The organism is Agromyces soli (assembly GCF_022811605.1).
Taxonomy (GTDB): Bacteria; Actinomycetota; Actinomycetes; order Actinomycetales; family Microbacteriaceae; genus Agromyces; species Agromyces soli.
This window is the reverse complement of sequence record NZ_CP094533.1, coordinates 3,765,617-3,780,902: the sequence shown is the minus strand read 5'-3', so window position 1 is coordinate 3,780,902 and position 15,286 is coordinate 3,765,617. Positions and strand designations below refer to the sequence as shown.

Here is a 15,286-nt window from a genome sequence, read left to right as displayed (position 1 = left end):
GCCGGGACACCGAGGGACGTCCGCCCGACCCACGGAGCATCAGAGCCGGCCGCGCGGGCGGCTCAGCACTCGATGACGTTCACCGCGAGGCCGCCCTCGCTCGTCTCCTTGTACTTCGTCATCATGTCGAGGCCCGTCTGCCGCATCGTCTCGATGACGGTGTCGAGCGAGACGAGGTGCGTGCCGTCGCCGTGCAGCGCGAGCCGCGCGGCCGAGACCGCGGTCGACGCGGCGATCGCGTTGCGCTCGATGCAGGGCACCTGCACGAGGCCGGCGACCGGGTCGCAGGTGAGGCCCAGGTGGTGCTCCATGGCGATCTCGGCGGCGTTCTCGATCTGCCGCGGCGTGCCGCCGAGCACCGCGCAGAGCGCGCCGGCCGCCATCGCGCACGCGGAGCCGACCTCGGCCTGGCAGCCGCCCTCGGCGCCCGAGATCGACGCGTTCTTCTTCACGAGGCTCGCGATCGCCGAGGCGGTGAGCAGGAAGCGGCGGATGCCGGCCTGGTCGGCGCCGGGGACGAAGCGCAGGTAGTAGTGGCCGACGGCGGGCAGGATGCCGGCCGCGCCGTTCGTCGGGGCGGTGACCACCCGACCGCCCGAGGCGTTCTCCTCGTTCACGGCGAGGGCGAAGGCGTGCAGCCACTCCGTCGAGGTGTCGCGGTGCGCGGCGGCCTCGAGCTCCTCGCGGTCGTACGCCTCGAGCTGACGGCGCACCTGGGAGGCGCGACGCTTGACCCGCAGCCCGCCGGGCAGCTCGCCCTCGGTGGCGAGGCCGTGCGAGACGCACTCGGCCATCGCCGCCCAGATCGCGTCGAGCCCCTCGTCGATGCCCGCCTCGCCGTGCACGGCGACCTCGTTGTGCCTGGCGACGTCGCAGAGGGAGACGCCGTGCTCGTCGCAGAGCTCGAGCAGCTCGGCGGCGGTCGAGTAGGGGAGCGGATGCCGCAGCGCCTCGGCCTCGGTGGCGGGATCGCCGTCGCGCCGGATGAAGCCGCCGCCGACCGAGTAGTAGGTCTCCTCGGCGATCGGCAGGGTGCCGTCGGCGTCCCACGCCTGGAGGGTGAGGGCGTTCGGGTGCCCGGGCAGCCGGGTGCGCGGTTCGAGCGTGATGTCGCTCTGCCGCAGTCGGATCGGGTGCCGCCCGCCGAGCCGGAGCTCCGAGCCCTCGGGCTCGAGCCGCTGCCAGGCGCCGCGCACCTCGTCGGGGTCGCAGTCGTGCGGGCGGAGCCCCGCGAGGCCCGCGACCACGGCGTCGGGGGTGCCGTGACCGAGACCGGTGGCGCCGAGCGATCCGTAGAGGGAGCAGCTGACGCGGGCGACCCGCTCGGTGAGGCCGGCCTCGTCGAGGCGGTCGACGAACGCCGTCGCGGCCCGCATCGGCCCGACGGTGTGGGAGCTCGAGGGCCCGATGCCGATCGAGAAGAGATCGAGGGCGGAGACGAACGCTGTCACCACACCAGGGTACGCGCGTTCTCGCGCACGGATGCCGCGAGAAATCGCAGAATCGTGCGTCACGCACGGCTCGCACGCCGTGACCGTCGCATGACAGCGCCGCGGCAGCGCCGTGCAAGCGCCGGGCGGGAGCCTGGGGTCATGAACCTCACCGATTCCACCTGGGCGATCGAGGCCGACGGCCTCGTGAAGACCTTCGGCGCCAACCGCGCCGTCGACGGCGTCGACCTGCGCGTCGCCGCCGGCACGGTCTACGGCGTCCTCGGCCCGAACGGGGCCGGCAAGACCACCACCATCTCCATGCTCGCGACCCTGCTGCGCCCCGACGCGGGCACCGGCCGCATCTTCGGGCACGACGTCGTGAAGGAGCCGCAGATCGTGCGGCAGCTCATCGGCGTCACCGGCCAGTACGCCTCCGTCGACGAGACGCTCTCGGCGACCGAGAACCTCGTGCTGTTCTCCCGCCTGCTCGGGCTCGGCCGCGCCGAGGCGAAGCGCAAGGCGGCCGAGCTGCTCGAGGAGTTCGGCCTGACGGACGCCGCGAAGCGCCCGCTGAAGCAGTTCTCCGGCGGCATGCGGCGTCGGCTCGACCTCGCCGCGAGCCTCATCGCGCAGCCCCCGCTGATCTTCCTCGACGAACCGACCACCGGCCTCGACCCGCGCACCCGCGCACAGATGTGGGACACGATCCGCCGGCTCGTCTCGAGCGGCTCGACCGTGCTGCTCACCACCCAGTACCTCGACGAGGCCGACCAGCTCGCCGACCGCATCGCGGTCATCGATCGCGGCCGGGTCGCCGCGGAGGGCACGGCCGACGAGCTCAAGGCCTCGGTCGGCTCCTCGAGCCTGCAACTGCGGCTCGCCGAGCCGCGCGATCTCGGCGACGCGCAGGCCGCGATCGAGCGGGTGCTCGGAGTGCGGGCCACGGCGAGCCCCGAGGCCGGCCGGCTCACGGCCCCCATGCAGGACGCCGACCGCGTCACGGAGCTGCTCATCACACTCCGGGAGGCCGGCATCCACCTGACCGAGCTGAGCGTTCAGAAGCCGACGCTCGACGAGGTCTTCCTCACCCTCACCGGCCACGGCGTCGAGTCGGACGACTCCGACGACGACGCCTCGGCCGAACCGCAGCTCGAAGGGAGCCGCGCATGACCACCGCGACCATCGTCCCCGGCGCCGAACGCGCCCTGAAGAACCACGTCAGCCTCGGCCAGACCGTGCGCAACTCGCTCAGCATGGCCTACCGCGGGCTGCTGAAGATCAAGCGCACCCCCGAGCAGCTCGTCGACGTGACGCTGCAGCCCATCCTGTTCACCCTGATGTTCACGTACATCTTCGGCGGGGCGATCGCGGGCGACGCGCTCAGCTACCTGCCGTTCTTCCTGCCCGGCATCCTCGTGCAGACCGTCATCACGACCTCGGTCGTCACGGGCGTGCAGCTGCGCGAGGACATGGACAAGGGCGTGTTCGACCGCTTCCGCTCGCTGCCGATCGCGCGGGTCGCCCCGCTCGCCGGCGCGCTGCTCGCCGACACGGTGCGCTACGGCATCGCGACGACCCTGACCTTCGTGACCGGCTACCTGATGGGCTTCCGCCCCGAGGCCGGCTTCGGCGGGGTGCTCGCGGCCAGCGTCGTCGTCATCGTCGCGGCGTGGGCGCTCAGCTGGATCTTCGCGTTCTTCGGCGTGATCGCCCGCTCGGCCGGTTCGGTGCAGGGCATCTCGTTCCTCGTGCTGTTCCCGCTGACGTTCCTGTCGAACGCCTACGTGCCCGCCGACACGATGCCCGACTGGCTGCAGTGGTTCGTCGGCATCAACCCCGTCTCGCACCTCGTGACCGCCGCCCGCGGCCTCACGATGGGCACCGACGTCACCGGCGACCTGTTCGCGACGCTGCTCGGCGCGGCGATCGTGGTCGCGGTGTTCGCCCCGCTCACGGTGCGGGCGTACATGCGGAAGGCGTAACCGCCTCCGCTCGACTCAGGCCCCGGGGCCCGTGGTCGGCAACGGCAGCGCGAGGAGCTCGCGCGTCCGTGCCACCCGGGCCTCGGGGTCGAGTGCTGCCGCGGCGGAGCGGGCGCGTTCGAGGGCGGCGCGGCCGACGAGGACCTCGGCGTCGCCGAGATGGGTCGCGAGGCGGAGGCCGGGGAGGTCCTGCCGGGCGCGCAGCCGCTCGGCGAGCGCGAGCAGCTCGAGCCCGCGGTCGCGGAGCTCCTGGCGGCGGATGGCCCACGCCGACCAGCCGAGGGCGGCCGTGCCGAGCACCGGCTTGTCGGTCGAGTTCGTCCAGACCCGCTGCATGCCGAGCGTGCGGTACCGGATGCGGGCGGCCCAGAAGGCCGCGTCCGCGGCGTCGCGGTCGTCGTGGGCGGTTGCCGAGACGAGGTCCGCGAGCACCATCAGGAACCAGGGCGAGGACCGCTCGGCGACCCCGAAGGAGTCGATCGCGGTGCGGGCGTGGCGCGCGGCATCCGCCATCCGGCCCTCCGCCCTGGCGAGTTCGGAGAGCCCGAGTTCGCCGACCGTCGCGAGCCCCAGCCCGTCGGCGGTGCGCCGCTCGCTCGACGCGAATTCCGTGATGAGTGGCCGGGCCTCGTCGAGGCGGCCGGCCGAGAGCAGGTTGCCGGCGCGCATCCACTCGAGCTGCACGAGGTCGGGCTCCGAGTCGAGCAGACGCAGCCCGGACTCGGCGGAGTCCGCCCAGCGCAGCGCCGCCTCCGGATGCCCCGTCTGGCTCGCGAGCTGGGCGAGCATCATCGAGGACATCGACTCGGCCCAGACGTCGCCGACGCGGCGGGCGAGCGCGTGCGCGTGATGCGCGTGCTCGGTGGCGGCCTCGGGGTCGCCGGCGTTCTCCTCGAACTGGGTGCGCAGCAGCGCGCCGACGAGGGCGGTCGCCTGGTCGTCGGACTCGCTCATCGTGACGAGCCGGGCGACGGCCTCGGCGAGGTCGCCGGCCGCCAGGAAGCCCGCGATGCCGCGGAGCCACTGCGGCACCGGCCAGCCGTCGCGCGCATGCGCCTTCAGCCGTGCGAGCGCACGCGCCCCGGACGAGGCGTCATACGCCATCGCCGTCGAGGCCGCGAACACGGCCGTGAGCAGGGCGGGGACCGCGAGCTCCGGCCCGCGGGCGCCGTGCCGCGTGGCCGAGAGGGCCGCCTGGCCGAAGGTCATCACCTCGGCGTGGGCGCTGCGCACGCTCCAGAAGTAGCCGAGCGCGGCGTACACCCGCAGCACCGTGGGCACGCGCTCTTCGGCGATGGCGCGGCGGAGCACCTCGACCAGGTTCTCCTCCTCGATCCGCATCCGGCGGAGGGCCAGCAGCTGCGTCCCGCCGCCGCCGACGAAGGGCAGCTCCGAGACGCGCTCGGCCCAGCGCGCCATGGCGTCCCGCGCCTCGGCGGTCGCGCCCTCCTGCTCGAGCCGGAGCTGACCGAACTCGCGCACGGTCTCGAGCATCCGGTACCGCACCCCGCCGTCCGAGGTCTCACGCACGGTGAGCAGCGACTGGGCGACGAGGCCGTCGAGCACGCGCAGCGCGCCGTCGCCGAGCACGGCCTCGGCGGCATCGAGTCCGAAGCCGTCGGCGAACCAGGACAGCCGGGCGAGCCCGCGCCGCTCGTCCTCGTCGAGGAGCGCCCAGCTCCAGTCGATGACGGCTTCGAGCGTGCGCTGCCGCTCGGGGGCGCTGCGGTCGCCGTTCGAGAGCAGTGCGAAGCGGTTGTCGAGGCGCGCCTCGATCTCGGCGACCGACATGGAGCGGACCCGCGCGGCCGCGAGCTCGATCGCGAGCGGCAGGCCGTCGAGCCTCGCGCACAGGCGGTCGACGATCTCGTCGGGCAGGGTGGCGTCGGGCCTCGCGGCGAGCGCGCGATCGCGGAACAGGCGCCCGGCCGGTCCGATCTCCTCGCCCTCGCGGACCGCCAGCGGGGCGAGCGGCACGACGCGCTCGGCGCCGATCGCGAGCGGGCTGCGGCTCGTCGCGAGGACCGTCAGTTCCGGCGCCGCGGCGAGCAGCTCGGCCGCCCAGTGCGCGGCGCCGTCGATGATCTGCTCGCAGTTGTCGAGGACGAGCAGGGTGGGCGCTTCGCCCAGGCGCGCCTCGATCCGCTGCCGGAGCTCCGGGCGGCTCGCGGCATCGGCCAACCTGGCGGAGCGGGCCTCGCGCAGGCCGAGGGCCGAACCGAGGGCGAGCTCGATGTCGTCGTCATCGCGGACGCCGGCGAGCTCGACGACGACGACCGCCGGCGCCGGGAACCGCGCCGCCACCGCCTGGGCGAGCCGCGTCTTGCCGAGCCCGCCCGCGCCGAGCACCGTCACGAGGCGGTGCTCGTGCAGCAGCCGCTCGACTTCGCGCACGTCGTCGTCGCGGCCGAGCAGCGGGTTGGGTTCCGCGCGCAGACCGAGGCGGATGCCGGGCGCGGGCGTGGCCGTGGGCGCGCTCGCCGCGGCGACCTGGTCCGCCGGGGCGGCTCCGGGGTGCGGCGGCTCCCGCAGCAGTCGCGCGTGCACGGCGACGAGCGCGGGCGACGGGTCGACGCCGAGCTCCTCGGCGAGGCGTTCGCGGAACGCGGCGTACTCGGTGAGCGCCTCGGCGCGGCGGCCGGCGGCGGCGAGCGCCTCGAGGCGGCCGGCGACGGCCGCCTCGTCGAGCGGATGCCGCTGCGAAAGCGCCGCGTAGGCGTCTGCGGCCTCGTCGGGGTCGGCGCCCCCCGCGGCGAGGAGCTCGGCGCGGCGGCGGAGGAGGCGCTCCCGGGCGGTCGCAGCCCGGGCGGCGAGCGCGTCGGCGACCGGCGCTCCGCCGAGGTCGTCGCCGGGCTCGCCGCGCCATCGGGCGAGGGCGGCGTCGACCCGCGCGAGCTCCGCCGCCGGATCGGTCCCGCGCTGGTCGCCGGACTCGCCGGCGAGTTCTGCCGCCGCGAGGTCCACGGTCTCCGGGGCCTGCGCCAGGGCGTAGCCGGCCGGCGTCGAGCGGATGAGCGCGGGGGAGAGCCGGCGCAGCCGGCTCACGAGCGTCTGCAGTGCGGCGCGCGGATGCTGCGGGGGCGCGTCGCCCCAGAGCTCGTCGACGATCGTGTCGATGCCGACGACGTCGCCCGGGCGGCGCGGGATCGCGACCAGGACCGCCACGAGCGCCTTCGCGAGCGCGCCGGACGGTTCGACGAGGCATCCGCCCGCGTCCGCGACCACGACGGGGCCGAGCACGCCGACGCCCGGCGCACCCTCGCCTGTCCGATCGGCGTTCAGCACGCGGTCGAGCCTAGTGCCGCCGGGTTCCCGAGCCTGTCGAGGGGCGGGGTGGTTCCCCGAGCTCGTCGAGGGGCGGCGCTTCGGCAAGCTCAGCGAACCAGGGGGCGCTTCGACAAGCTCAGCGAACCAGCCTCAGTGAACCGGCCTCAGCGGGCCGTCTTGCGGGCGCTGATCTGCCCGGTGTCGAAGCCGAGCAGGTGCAGACCGCCGTGGAAGCGGGCGTGCTCGACCTTGATGCAGCGGTCCATGACGACGGTGAGGCCCTGCTCCTCGCCGTAGTAGGCGGCCTCCTCGTTCCAGATGCCGAGCTGCACCCAGATGGTCTTCGCGCCCGCGGCGACGACCTCGTCGACCACCTGAGGGATGTCGCTGCCGCGGCGGAACACGACGACGACGTCGGGCACCTCCGGCAGGGCGGCGAGGCTCGGGTACGCCGGTTCGCCCAGGATCTCGGTCTCGTTCGGGTTCACGAAGTACAGCCGGTAGTCGCTCGACTGCTGCAGGTAGGTGCCGACGAAGTAGCTCGAGCGCTGCGGCTTCGGCGAGGCGCCGACGATCGCGACCGACTTCGCCGCGTTCAGGATTCGCAGCCGCGCCTTCGCGTCGGGGCCGGTCCAGGTGCGCTGCGAACGCAGCAGCTTCGCGAGCGGCGAGTCGGCCGGCAGTTCGCAGCTGAGGCCGTTCACGAGCCGGACGGTCTCCAGCTCCTCGGCGGCGGGCGCCGTCGTGGTGTCGGTCATCGGGTGCCTCCTGTCGCGGCAGCGAGCGCCTGGTCGAGATCGTAGATGATGTCGTCGACGTCCTCGATGCCCACGGAGAGGCGGATGACGCCGGGCGCGACGCCCGCGTCGAGCAGCTGCTGCTCGGTGAGCTGCGCGTGCGTCGTCGAGGCCGGGTGGATGATGAGCGTCTTCGCGTCGCCGATGTTCGCGAGGTGGCTCGCGAGGTCCACCGATTCGATGAGCTGCTGGCCGACCTGACGGCCGCCCTTCACCTCGAAGCTGAACACGGAGCCGGGGCCGAGCGGCAGGTACTTCTTCGCGCGCTCGTGGTGCGGGTGATCCTCGAGACCGGCCCAGAAGACGCGCTCGATGCGGGGGTCCTCGGCGAGCCAGTTCGCGACGGTGCGCGCGTTGTCGACGTGCGCCTGGATCCGGTAGGGCAGGGTCTCGACGCCCTGGGCGAGCAGGAACGCCGAGTGCGGCGCGAGCGAGGGGCCGATGTCGCGCAACTGCTCGGCGCGCAGCCGGGTGAGGAAGGCGTACTCGCCGAAGTTGCCGCTCCACTCGAGCCCGCCGTAGCTCGGCACCGGCTGACCGAAGAGCGGGAACTTCGGAGAGTGCCAGTCGAATCGTCCGGACTCGACGACGACGCCGCCGAGCGTGGTGCCGTGGCCGCCGAGGAACTTCGTGGCCGAGTGCGTGACGATGTCCGCCCCCCACTCGATCGGCCGGTTCAGGTAGGGGGTCGCGATCGTCGAGTCGACGATGAGCGGGATGCCGTGCGCGTGCGCCACGTCGGCGAGAGCCTCGAGGTCGGCGATCTCGCCCGAGGGGTTCGCGATCGTCTCGACGAAGATCGCCTTGGTGGACTCGCGGATCTCGGCGGCGTAGGCCTCGGCATCCGCGCTCGCGACGAACGTCGTCTCGACGCCGAAGCGGCGGAGCGTGACGTCGAGCTGGGTGATGGAGCCGCCGTAGAGGTTCGCCGAGGCGACGAGGTGGTCGCCCGCGCCGACGAGGCTTGCGAAGGTGATGTACTGCGCGCTCAGGCCGCTCGCGGTCGCCACCGCGCCGAGGCCGCCCTCGAGGCTCGCGACGCGCTCCTCGAAGCTCGCGACGGTCGGGTTCGCGAGGCGGGAGTAGATGTTGCCGTACTTCTGCAGCGCGAAGCGGGCGGCGGCGTCGGCCGTGTCGTCGAAGACGTAGGCGCTCGTCTGGTAGATCGGCAGGGCCCGCGAGCCCGTCACCTGGTCGGGGATGTTGCCCGCATGGATGGCGCGGGTCTTGAAGCCGTATTCGCGGTCTGCCATGCCGTTACGCTAGCCGGGGCGTCCGCTCGTCCCGAGCCGCGCCGTAACGCGGGGCAATGCGCGTCGCGCCGCTCGCCGCGGTCGAGCCGCCGCTACGCTGGCGCGATGATCCTCGAGCACGCGATCCTGCCCGTCGTCCCGGGCCGCGAGGCGGCGTTCGAGGCGGCCTTCGCCGAGGCGAAGGCCATCATCGCGGCGATGCCCGGATTCCTCGAGCTCGAGCTGTCGCGCTCGATCGAGACGCCGAACGAGTACCTGCTGCTCGTGCGCTGGGAGTCGGTCGAGGCGCACGATCCCGGCTTCCGCGGTTCGGCGCAGTACGGCCGCTGGCGGGAGCTGCTGCATGGCTTCTACGAACCGTTCCCCGTCGTCGAGCACTTCGCGGGGGTGCTGCACAGCCCCTGATCAGCGAGGATTGCTACGCTGAAGTCCGGGTCGCCCGATCGGGGCGGCCACCGGACGAGGGCACCCAGTACCCGGACACGACGACTGGCGCACGGCATCCGTACGATCGATGCCGAACGAGTCAGGAGTGTGTCGTCATGGCGTGGGTCATCCTCATCGCATCCGGTGTTCTCGAGGCCGTCTGGGCGACGGCGCTCGGCAAGTCCGAGGGCTTCACGAAGCTCTGGCCCTCGGTGATCTTCTTCGGCGCGCTCGCGCTGTCGATGGGCGGGCTCGCCTGGGCCATGCGCGACATCTCGACGGGCACCGCGTACGCCGTGTGGGTCGGCATCGGCGCGGCGCTCACCGTGGTCTGGGCGATGGCGACGGGCGACACCGAGGTTTCGTGGATCAAGATCGCTCTGCTCGTCGGCCTCGTCGGCTGCGTCATCGGACTGAAGTTCGTCGACGGCGGCTCCGGCCACTAGCGGCGAGCGCGGCGGCCGCCGGCTATGCGCCGGCCGGCCGCCAGGCGAGCGCCTGCCAGATGAGCACGCCGTTCACCCCGAAGCTCACGATGAGGAGCACGTTGTCGTAGAGCCCCGGGTACGGCAGCGCGAAGGCGTTGAAGACGACGAGCGCGGCCGAGACGGCGACCGTGATCCAGCGCAGCGGTTCAGCCGGGGTGAGGAGCGAGACCAGGATCATCGCGATCGGCACGAGCATGATGAGCGCCGCCGAGAGCCACATGCCGCTCGTGGCCGCGGTGCCGTCGATGCGGCCGGGGGTGGCATCGCCCGAGAAGATCCGCAGCACGTCGCCCAGCAGGTAGATGAGCATGAGCGAGATCCAGGCGCCCGCGAGCACGATCCGCACGGGATCCATGCCGACAGTGCCGGCGGCGGTGCCGACGGCGTCGGCCGTCTCGGCGTTCACGAGGGGGTCCGTTCCGGCGTCTGCTGAGTGGAGTCTCGGCGCGCGCTCGCAGGCTGCGGATGCACGACGAGATTGCCGACCTTGCGGCCGCTGTCGACCAGGGCGTACGCCTCCGCGATCCGATCCAGCGGCAGTGCGGGTTCGTGCACGACGCGCAGTCGGCCCTCGGCGATGAGCCCGAGCAGGGTGGCGAAGCCCTCCGCCCGCTCGGGGGCCGGGCCCGTCTTCACCGGGCCGCGGGCGGTGATCGTCTCGACGAGGCTCGCGACGACGAGGAGCAGGCGGCCGCCGTCGGCGAGCAGGGGCCGGCCGGTGGCGGGGGACAGCGCGCCGACGGTGTCGAGCACGAGGTCGAAGCGCTCGTCGAGCTCCTCGGGCGGCATCGCCCGGTAGTCGACCACTCGATCGGCGCCGAGCTCTGACGCGAGCGCGGCGTTGCGGGCGCTCGTGATCGCGGTGACGTGCGCGCCGACGTGCTTCGCGAGCTGGACCGCGCTCGTGCCGACCGCGCCGGAGGCGCCGATCACCAGCACGCGGTGGCCCGCGCGGATGCCGCCCTTGTCGGTGAGGTAGTGCAGCGCGGTGCTGCCGCCGAAGAGCACGCCGGCGGCGTCCTCGAACGAGACCTCCGCGGGGATGAGCGCGAGCTTGCCGCGCGCGATCGCGACGAGTTCGGCGTGCGCGCCCATCGCGACCCCGGTCATGCCGCAGACCCGGTCGCCCACCGCGAGGCGGGCGGCGGGAGTGTCGGCGAGTCGGGCGGCGGCGCGTCCGCGCGGTGCGGGCCCGACGGCGACGATGACCCCCGACACCACGTTGCCGAGCACCGGCCGCCTGGGGCCGCGGAACCCGAAGGCGAGCCGGGCGACCGGCCCGAAGCCCTCGGGGAAGCGGCCGGCCCGGATGCGGGCGTCGCCCGAGTTCACCGTGCTGGCCTCGACCCGGACCAGCACCTGCCCAGGCCCGGGCACGGGGTCCGGCTGTTCGACGATCCGCGCCACCTCGGGCGGGCCGTACCGTTCGACGACGACTGCGCGCATGTTGCTCCCTTACGCCTGTAAGTCTGATGGCGTCCACGGTAGCCTTACACTCGTAAGGAAGCAAGTGCGGGAAAGCGAGAGGTCATGGTCGAGTCAGCACGGGGCCGGGTGCGCGCCCCGCTCACCCGGGAACGGATCGTCGCGGCCGCGATGGCGGTCGCCGACGCGGGCGGGCTCTCCGCGATCAGCATGCGCACGGTCGCACGCGAGCTCGGCGTCGAGGCGATGTCGCTCTACCACCACGTCGACGGCAAGGATGCGATGCTCGACGCGATCGCCGAGGAGATCTTCTCCCGGTTCCCGCTCGCCGAGCTCGGGGCGCCCTGGCGCGCCGCGCTCACCGAGCGCGCGAACGGTGCTCGGGCGGTGCTGTCCGCGCATCCGTGGGCGCTCGTGCTGCTGGAGTCGCGAGTGAACCCCGGGCCATCCGTGCTCCGCCAGCACGATCGCGTGCTCGGCGTGCTGCGAACGAACGGCTTCGATGTGCCGCTCGCGGGCCACGCATTCTCGGTCGTCGACGCGTACGTGTACGGCTTCGTGCTGTCCGAGTCGAATCTGCCGTTTACCGCCGAAGCGGGACCGGAGGCGTTCGCGGCCGGGCTCGCGCTGCCCGCCGACGAGTACCCCTACCTCACCGAGTTCATGGCGGTGATGATGGCGGGACGTGAGTACGACTACGGGAACGAGTTCGGCTACGGCCTGGACCTCGTGCTCGACCAGCTCGAAGTCCGGCTCGCCGAGCTGCACGGCGAGGCGGGATAGGGAGCCGTCGCGCTCAGGCCGCGGTTCAGCCCCAGCTCGGCAGCCAGAAGTGCAGCTGTCGGAGCAGCGGCGGGATCGGCTGCGCCGTCCAGATCGGCAGGAAGAACGCGGACACGAGGACGACGGCGATCAGGAAGATCGCGACGGTGAGGATGCCGCGTTCGCGTTGCCAGCGCGGGGCATCGCGTCGCCCGAGGATCAGCCCGATGACGAAGGTCAGGCCGAGCAGGAGGAACGGCTCGAACGCGATCGAGTAGAACTGGAACACCGTGCGGTCGAGGTACGCGAGCCAGGGCAGGTAGCCGGCGGCGAGGCCGACGAGGATGGCGCCGACCGCCCACTCGCGGCGACGGATCAGCCGGTAGACGAGGTAGCCCGCGGCGATCGCGGCGGCCCACCAGATGAGCGGGTTGCCGAGGCCGATGATCGACTCGGTGCAGCCGCCGCCGCAGCCGGCCGAATCGGCGTAGTACATGTTGGTCGGCCGGATCATGAACAGCCAGGTCAGCGGGTTCGCCTGCCAGGGATGCGGGGTGTGCACGCCGACGTGGTACGTGTAGGCGCTCTGGTGGAAGTGCCAGAGGCTCTGCAGCGGCAACGGAACCCAGGAGAGCCAGCCGCTCGCCGCGTTGCCCGCCTGCTCCGCCCAGTGCCGGTCGTATCCGCCGGAGGTCACGAACCAGCCGGTCCAGCTCGCCAGGTAGACGCCGATCGCGACGGGGACGAGCAGCAGGAACGTCGCGGGCGCCTGCTTCAGCACGGCGCCGCTCGCCCACAGCGGCAGGCCGGCGCGGCGCCTGGCGACCGCGTCGACGACGACGAGGTAGACGCCGAAGGCCGCGAGGAACCAGGCGCCGGACCACTTCACGGCGGCGGCCGCGCCGAACGCGGCGCCCGCGGCGAACACCCAGGGGCGGGCCCAGAGCACCGGGCCGTAGTGCGGATCCTTGCCGGCCGCGCGGGCGGCGGCCACGCGGCGTTCGAGCCGTCGCGCGCTCCAGTCGCGGTCGAGGAGGACGAACCAGAACCCGAGCAGAGCGAACAGCATCAGCCAGTTGTCGAGCAGGGCGACCCGCGACATGACGATCGCGTTGCCGTCGACGGCGAAGAGGAGCCCCGCGATCACCGCGAGCATCGTCGAACCGAAGAGGCGGCGTCCGGCGAGGGTCAGGAGGAAGACCGCGATCGTGCCGGCGAGCGCGGTGGACGCGCGCCACCAGAACGCCGAGTCCGCGCCGAAGGCCGCCATGCCGAGCGCGATCATCCACTTGCCGAGCGGTGGGTGGACGACGTACGAGGCCTGCTCGCCGTAACTGTCGGTGTCGCCGGCGGCGAAGCCGCTGTCGGCGCCGTCGGGCCAGGTGGACTCGTAGCCGTGATGGAGGAGCGTCCAGGCGTCCTTCACGTAGTAGGTCTCGTCGAAGACGATCGCCTGCGGGTGGCCGAGGTTCCAGAAGCGCAGCACCGCCGCGAGCAGGGTGACGAGCAGGGGGCCGCCCCAGTACCAGAGCGCGCGGCGCCGCGGGGTCGCGAGCAGGCGGGCCCACCACTCGTCGTGCCGCGAGCCGCGGGGCTCGGGGTCGGGGTCGGAATCGGAGTCAGGGCCGGAGCCGGAGTCGGAGTCGGGGTCGGAGTCGGGGTCGGAGTCGGAGTCGGAGTCGGAGTCGGGGTCGGAGTCAGGGCCGGAGTCGGAGTCGGGCTCGGAGTCCGGCTCGGAGCGCTGCGGGTGCCCGGACGAGAACGGGTCGGCCGCGAAGCGGTCGGTGGCGAAGAGGTCGGTACCGGGGAGCCGCGGGGCGGCGCTGGTGCCATCAGGCTCGAGTGCCGTGCCGCCGGCCGAGGCGGGCGCGCTCGAACCCTCGTCGCCGCGCGCGGGCGGCTCCGGCGGCTCGGCGACACTCATGCGCCCAACCCTAAGACATCAGAACGGCGCACGATCGGGGTAGCTTCGGGCCGGGATCGGCTCGGTGCGAGCGAGGTGGCCGCTCGGGCTGCGCCAGCTGATCGTTCCGTCGGCGGAGCGGGTGACGCTGAAGCGAGCCCGATGCTTCAGCGTGTGGTCGGTGCGGCACGTGGGGGCGAGGTTGTCGACATCGGTCGTGCCACCGTGCGCCCAGGCGGTGAGATGGTCGAGGTCGGTGGCCGTGACCGGGCTCGTGCAGCCCGGTCGGGTGCAGCCCTCGTACTGCTGCGCCAGCCAGCGGCGCTGAGCCGCCGTGACGCGGTAGCGCGTGCGGTCGAGGGCGAGCGGCGCGCTCGTGAACGGATCGGTGGCCAGCCGGAGGAACGTCGGCGCCTCGGCGAAGAGTCGCCGGGCGGTGTCGTCGTCGATCGGGCCGTGGCCTTCGAGCTCGGCGGGCCGGGCGAGCGGGGCGTCGAGTGCTCCGGCAGCTCCGGCAGCTCCGGCGGCACCGACGAGCGTCAGGGCGGGGATCGTGACGAGGATCTCGGTGCGGACGGCGGTCGGCGTGCCGTCGCCCGTGAGAAGCGCCGTCGCGACGTCGGCGCGGAGCTGATCGAGGGTGCGCGCCTCGTCGGGCCGCCCGGAGTGCTCGGTGGCCGTCGCGCCGACGCGGGCGCGGATGCGAGCGGCATCGACCGCCGAGACGTAGAGGGTGACCCAGGCCATGCCGTCGTCGGCAGACTCGACGGTGAGGCGGCGCTGGGCGAGGGCGCGCGCATGGCGGGCCGCGACCTCGTCGGGCTGATCGAGCTTCGCCCGCAGCAGGCGTGCGCGGCGGCGGAACCTCGCGCGCGGCACCGTGCCGGCGAGCTCCGACAGCTCGTCGTCGAGCGCGGCGAGCCGCTCGGCGGCGGCCTGCGCGGCCGCCCGCTGCTCGGCCGAAGCCCCGCGGAAGTCTGCGGGGAGCGGAAGCCCTGCGATCGCATCGAGTGCGACGCGTAGCTCGGCATAGGCGGCGAGGCCGTCGCGGAACCGGGCCCACAGCCGGGGGAGGAGATCGTGGCAGCGCGCCGCCTCGAAGGCGCGACTTCGGATCGTCGCGGCGGGGAGCAGCAGCCGCATCGACAGTTCGGCGGCCACCGAGCGGGCGGCCAGCTCGGCCACGTCGAGTCGGGGGCCGCGCGCCGGCGGTCGTTCGCGCTCCGCGCCGACCGGTCGTGGTTCAGAGGTCAAGGTCTCGGCCGTCAGATACAGCTCGGGGTGGGCGTCGGCGAGGGCGAACGCGCGACGGAAGGCGTCGAGCTGCGCGGCGAACTGGCGGTTGCTCTGGAGCTGCGCGCCCTCGGCCGCGTCGAGGTTCGCCTGCAGCTCGGCAAACACCGCGCGCGAGCCGCCGGCCGCAGCGGCGGCGCGCCAGGCATCCAGCGATTCCCACTCGGGCGACGCCCACTCGGATTCTGGGTCGCCCCGCTCATCGGCTCGCCAGCTCGCCTGCGCTGCCCGCTCATCGATTCCCCACATAGCTCGAC

Annotated in this window: 13 protein-coding genes; 5 read left to right on the top strand and 8 right to left on the bottom strand. The window is 73.3% G+C overall.

Annotated elements, in window-relative coordinates:
- Positions 1–62: 62 nt before the first annotated feature.
- Positions 63–1,451 (bottom strand): L-serine ammonia-lyase, encoded by a 1,389-nt coding sequence (locus tag MTP13_RS18045; RefSeq protein ID WP_243569016.1) that lies wholly within the window; start codon positions 1,449–1,451, stop codon positions 63–65.
- A 141-nt stretch (positions 1,452–1,592) separates the two neighbouring features.
- Between MTP13_RS18045 and MTP13_RS18040 the strand changes: the two genes are divergently transcribed.
- Together MTP13_RS18040 and MTP13_RS18035 are read left to right on the top strand one after the other, a co-directional pair.
- Positions 1,593–2,603, top strand: coding sequence for an ATP-binding cassette domain-containing protein (locus MTP13_RS18040; protein ID WP_243569015.1), 1,011 nt, complete (start codon positions 1,593–1,595; stop codon positions 2,601–2,603).
- On the top strand, positions 2,600–3,415 hold the full coding sequence (locus MTP13_RS18035) for an ABC transporter permease (protein WP_243569014.1): 816 nt from the start codon (positions 2,600–2,602) through the stop codon (positions 3,413–3,415). The genes MTP13_RS18040 and MTP13_RS18035 overlap by 4 nt, the downstream gene beginning before the upstream one ends.
- A 15-nt stretch (positions 3,416–3,430) precedes the next feature.
- Here the strand turns inward: MTP13_RS18035 and MTP13_RS18030 are convergent, their stop codons facing one another.
- From MTP13_RS18030 to MTP13_RS18020, 3 genes are all read right to left on the bottom strand, one after another.
- Complete coding sequence (locus MTP13_RS18030) at positions 3,431–6,700, bottom strand: AfsR/SARP family transcriptional regulator (protein ID WP_243569013.1); 3,270 nt, start codon at positions 6,698–6,700, stop codon at positions 3,431–3,433.
- Between the two features lie 146 nt (positions 6,701–6,846).
- Positions 6,847–7,440, bottom strand: coding sequence for a CoA-binding protein (locus MTP13_RS18025; protein WP_189086606.1), 594 nt, complete (start codon positions 7,438–7,440; stop codon positions 6,847–6,849).
- Complete coding sequence (locus MTP13_RS18020) at positions 7,437–8,732, bottom strand: O-acetylhomoserine aminocarboxypropyltransferase/cysteine synthase family protein (RefSeq protein ID WP_243569012.1); 1,296 nt, start codon at positions 8,730–8,732, stop codon at positions 7,437–7,439. The genes MTP13_RS18025 and MTP13_RS18020 overlap by 4 nt, the downstream gene beginning before the upstream one ends.
- A gap of 105 nt (positions 8,733–8,837) precedes the next feature.
- On the opposite strand from MTP13_RS18020, the gene MTP13_RS18015 reads away from it, so the two are divergent.
- Together MTP13_RS18015 and MTP13_RS18010 are read left to right on the top strand one after the other, a co-directional pair.
- Positions 8,838–9,137 carry an antibiotic biosynthesis monooxygenase family protein gene (locus MTP13_RS18015; protein ID WP_243569011.1) on the top strand — a complete coding sequence of 100 codons (300 nt, stop codon included), beginning with the start codon at positions 8,838–8,840 and terminating at the stop codon, positions 9,135–9,137.
- A 137-nt stretch (positions 9,138–9,274) separates the two neighbouring features.
- The gene (locus MTP13_RS18010) at positions 9,275–9,604 is read left to right on the top strand and encodes a DMT family transporter (RefSeq protein ID WP_243569010.1); all 330 of its coding nucleotides are present in this window, start codon (positions 9,275–9,277) and stop codon (positions 9,602–9,604) included.
- 22 nt (positions 9,605–9,626) lie between these two features.
- Here the strand turns inward: MTP13_RS18010 and MTP13_RS18005 are convergent, their stop codons facing one another.
- Positions 9,627–10,052, bottom strand: coding sequence for a hypothetical protein (locus MTP13_RS18005; protein ID WP_243569009.1), 426 nt, complete (start codon positions 10,050–10,052; stop codon positions 9,627–9,629).
- Complete coding sequence (locus MTP13_RS18000) at positions 10,049–11,092, bottom strand: NAD(P)-dependent alcohol dehydrogenase (RefSeq protein ID WP_243569008.1); 1,044 nt, start codon at positions 11,090–11,092, stop codon at positions 10,049–10,051. The genes MTP13_RS18005 and MTP13_RS18000 overlap by 4 nt, the downstream gene beginning before the upstream one ends.
- A gap of 84 nt (positions 11,093–11,176) precedes the next feature.
- On the opposite strand from MTP13_RS18000, the gene MTP13_RS17995 reads away from it, so the two are divergent.
- Positions 11,177–11,854, top strand: coding sequence for a TetR/AcrR family transcriptional regulator C-terminal domain-containing protein (locus MTP13_RS17995; protein WP_243569007.1), 678 nt, complete (start codon positions 11,177–11,179; stop codon positions 11,852–11,854).
- A gap of 25 nt (positions 11,855–11,879) precedes the next feature.
- Here the strand turns inward: MTP13_RS17995 and MTP13_RS17990 are convergent, their stop codons facing one another.
- Together MTP13_RS17990 and MTP13_RS17985 are read right to left on the bottom strand one after the other, a co-directional pair.
- On the bottom strand, positions 11,880–13,757 hold the full coding sequence (locus MTP13_RS17990) for a dolichyl-phosphate-mannose--protein mannosyltransferase (RefSeq protein WP_243569006.1): 1,878 nt from the start codon (positions 13,755–13,757) through the stop codon (positions 11,880–11,882).
- 18 nt (positions 13,758–13,775) lie between these two features.
- Positions 13,776–15,278 carry an HNH endonuclease signature motif containing protein gene (locus MTP13_RS17985; protein ID WP_243569005.1) on the bottom strand — a complete coding sequence of 501 codons (1,503 nt, stop codon included), beginning with the start codon at positions 15,276–15,278 and terminating at the stop codon, positions 13,776–13,778.
- Positions 15,279–15,286: the final 8 nt, after the last annotated feature.